The organism is Pseudomonas sp. 05N434 (assembly GCF_056396965.1).
Genome location: NZ_JBFTMK010000640.1, coordinates 1 through 2,613, shown reverse-complemented (window position 1 = coordinate 2,613; position 2,613 = coordinate 1). Strand labels below are relative to the sequence as shown.

Sequence of the window (2,613 nt, the reverse complement as noted above, 5' to 3'; positions counted from 1 at the left end):
GTTTGTAGAGGAACACCGCTGCCACGATGATCCACGCAATCGGCCACAGCCCGTAGGCAAAGCCATATCCAGCGGCGGCGAAAGCCATGTCGACCGGCATCTGGAAAGCGAAGATTGCCACGGCAATGGACAGTGCCAGGGTGATGCTGCCGGCCACATGGCCTTTGAGGCGGAACACGGCCAAAGCCAGGAAGAAAAATACGATGGGAATGACGGCCGCGAGTGCGGACACGCCGAGACTGCCGAGCGGGCTGTAGAGCTGTTGCCAGGTTTGCATATGGGGTGGCCCCTAATTGTTGTTGGTCAGGCACTGGTCAGCGTTCTTGGATAATTGGTAAGACCAATTTACAATCGCTGTTGGCTAGGGTAAAAGCCTTGGAGGCGGTGTGTCAATTTGCCGCCCTAAAACTTTTGTCGAATGAGCGGTGCAGAACGCATCTGATCTGTTCGATCAAGCGTCGTCTGGTAGGTGCTGGCGCAGCGCCGATAGGCCAGAATAGAGAGCCCGGCGAGCCGCCGGGATCGTGGAGAATTGAGTGATGGGGTTTGATCAGATTCGGCAACGCCGTTTGTCTGACGATATTGTCGAGCAACTCGAGGGGATGATTCTCGAGGGCACCTTGAAGGCTGGCGAACGCCTGCCGGCAGAGCGTGCGTTGGCCGAGCAGTTCGGCGTGTCACGCCCTTCGTTGCGTGAGGCGATTCAGAAACTGGTGGCCAAAGGGCTGCTGGTCAGTCGTCAGGGCGGCGGCAACTATGTGGTGGAATCCCTGGGCTCGACGTTCAGCGATCCATTGCTGCACCTGCTGGAGAGCAACCCCGAGGCCCAGCGCGATTTGCTGGAGTTTCGCCATACCCTGGAAGCGTCCTGCGCTTACTACGCGGCACTGCGCGCCACCGAGGTGGATCGTGAGCGGCTGACGGCGGCGTTTGACGAATTGCAGGACTGCTATTCGCGCCACGATGAAGTGAGTCGGGCGGAAGAGGGCGCGGCGGATGCGAATTTCCACTTGGCTATCGCCGAGGCCAGTCATAACGCAGTGTTGCTGCACACCATTCGCGGGCTGTTCGATCTGCTCAAGCGCAACGTGGTGACCAACATTGGCGGCATGTACAAACAGCGCGTCGAAACCCGTGACATGCTGATTGCGCAGCACCGGGAGTTGTACCAGGCGATTATTGAGGGGCGGGCGGAAGAGGCACGAGAAGTGTCCAGTCGGCACATTTTGTATGTGCAGGAAGTGCTGGAAGAGGTGCGTCAGGAAGTGCAGCGCATGGCTCGGGCGGAGCGACGCAAGGGGATGTAGTGTGTGGCGAGGGAGCTTGCTCCCGCTGGGGCGCGAGGCGGCCCCCCGGCCAGCATTGTGGGCAGATTKTTTACGACTGCTTCGCAGCCGAGCGGGAGCAAGCTCCCTCGCCACAAAAGCCGCGATCAGGCAGGAAAATTAATCTTCCTTGCCCTTGTTCCGCACCGCACGCTGCAATTCACGGCCGGCATCGCGTTCGCGTTCGGTATCACGCTTGTCGTATTCCTTCTTGCCCTTGCCCAGAGCGATCTCGCACTTGACCATGTGCTTGCTCCAGTACCAGGACAGGCATACGCAGGCGTAACCTTTTTGCTGCACGGCAGCGGCCAGCTTCTCCAGCTCGCGCCGATTGAGCAGCAATTTTCGGGTGCGGGTCGGATCAGCGATAACGTGGGTGCTGGCCGTCGTCAGAGGCGTAATGTGGCTGCCGAGCAGCCAGGCTTCGCCATCTTTGAGCAGTACGTAACTGTCAACCAGTTGCAGCTTGCTTGCCCGCAGACTTTTTACTTCCCAGCCGGCCAGGACCAGACCAGCCTCGAACCGATGTTCGATGAAGTAATCGTGTCGCGCCTTTTTATTTTGCGCGATGGTCCCTGTTGGGTGTTTCTTCTGTTTAGCCATAGGGGCGGCATTATAGGGAGTTGCGCGCGAGTCGGCTACGGTGACGCTACGTGCTTGAGCAGGTTGATTGAATCCCGGACAATGCGGCCTCTTTTTTGAACGCTTGGGCGTGATAACGATGTCGACAGACAAGGTTTCTGTCCACGGCAGTTGGGCTAGCCGCTGGGTCTTCATACTCGCCGCGACCGGTTCGGCCGTGGGTTTGGGGAGTATCTGGAAATTCCCTTATATGGTTGGCGTCTATGGCGGCGGGGCCTTCGTGCTGATGTTCCTGGCCTGCATCGCGCTGATCGGTATGCCCGTCATGCTGGCCGAAACCCTGATCGGCCGGCGCGCGCGGCAGAGCCCGGCCAATGCCTTGAAGGTCCTGGCGCTGGAAGCGGGGCATTCGGCGAAGTGGTCCTGGGGCGCCTTTGCCGGGATGATCACGGCGTTGCTGATTCTGTCTTTCTATAGTGTGGTTGGCGGTTGGTCGCTGGATTACATCATCGACATGGGTCGTGGCGACTTTCGGGGCGTGACGGCTGATCAGGTCGGCGCATACTTCGGTAATGTGATCGCCGACCCATGGCGCCTGACACTTTGGCACACGATTTTCATGCTGTTGTCGGCAGTGGTGATCGCCAAGGGGGTGGTCGCCGGGCTGGAGCGCAGCCTGCGGATCATGATGCCGTTGCTGTTCGTG

General features: G+C 59.3%; 4 protein-coding genes. 2 read left to right on the top strand and 2 right to left on the bottom strand.

The window, feature by feature from the left end; genetic code table 11:
• The coding region (locus AC1DLB_RS27300; protein WP_477786032.1) for an L-lactate permease at positions 1-277 on the bottom strand (277 nt) is incomplete at its 3' end.
• Between the two features lie 262 nt (positions 278-539).
• On the opposite strand from AC1DLB_RS27300, the gene AC1DLB_RS27295 reads away from it, so the two are divergent.
• Positions 540-1,307, top strand: coding sequence for an FCD domain-containing protein (locus tag AC1DLB_RS27295; protein WP_064616136.1), 768 nt, complete (start codon positions 540-542; stop codon positions 1,305-1,307).
• A gap of 138 nt (positions 1,308-1,445) precedes the next feature.
• Here the strand turns inward: AC1DLB_RS27295 and smpB are convergent, their stop codons facing one another.
• On the bottom strand, positions 1,446-1,928 hold the full coding sequence (gene smpB, locus AC1DLB_RS27290; RefSeq protein ID WP_018929470.1) for an SsrA-binding protein SmpB: 483 nt from the start codon (positions 1,926-1,928) through the stop codon (positions 1,446-1,448).
• Positions 1,929-2,046: 118 nt separating this feature from the next.
• On the opposite strand from smpB, the gene AC1DLB_RS27285 reads away from it, so the two are divergent.
• Positions 2,047-2,613 (top strand): sodium-dependent transporter (locus AC1DLB_RS27285; RefSeq protein ID WP_477786031.1); only part of this gene is annotated, 567 nt, incomplete at its 3' end.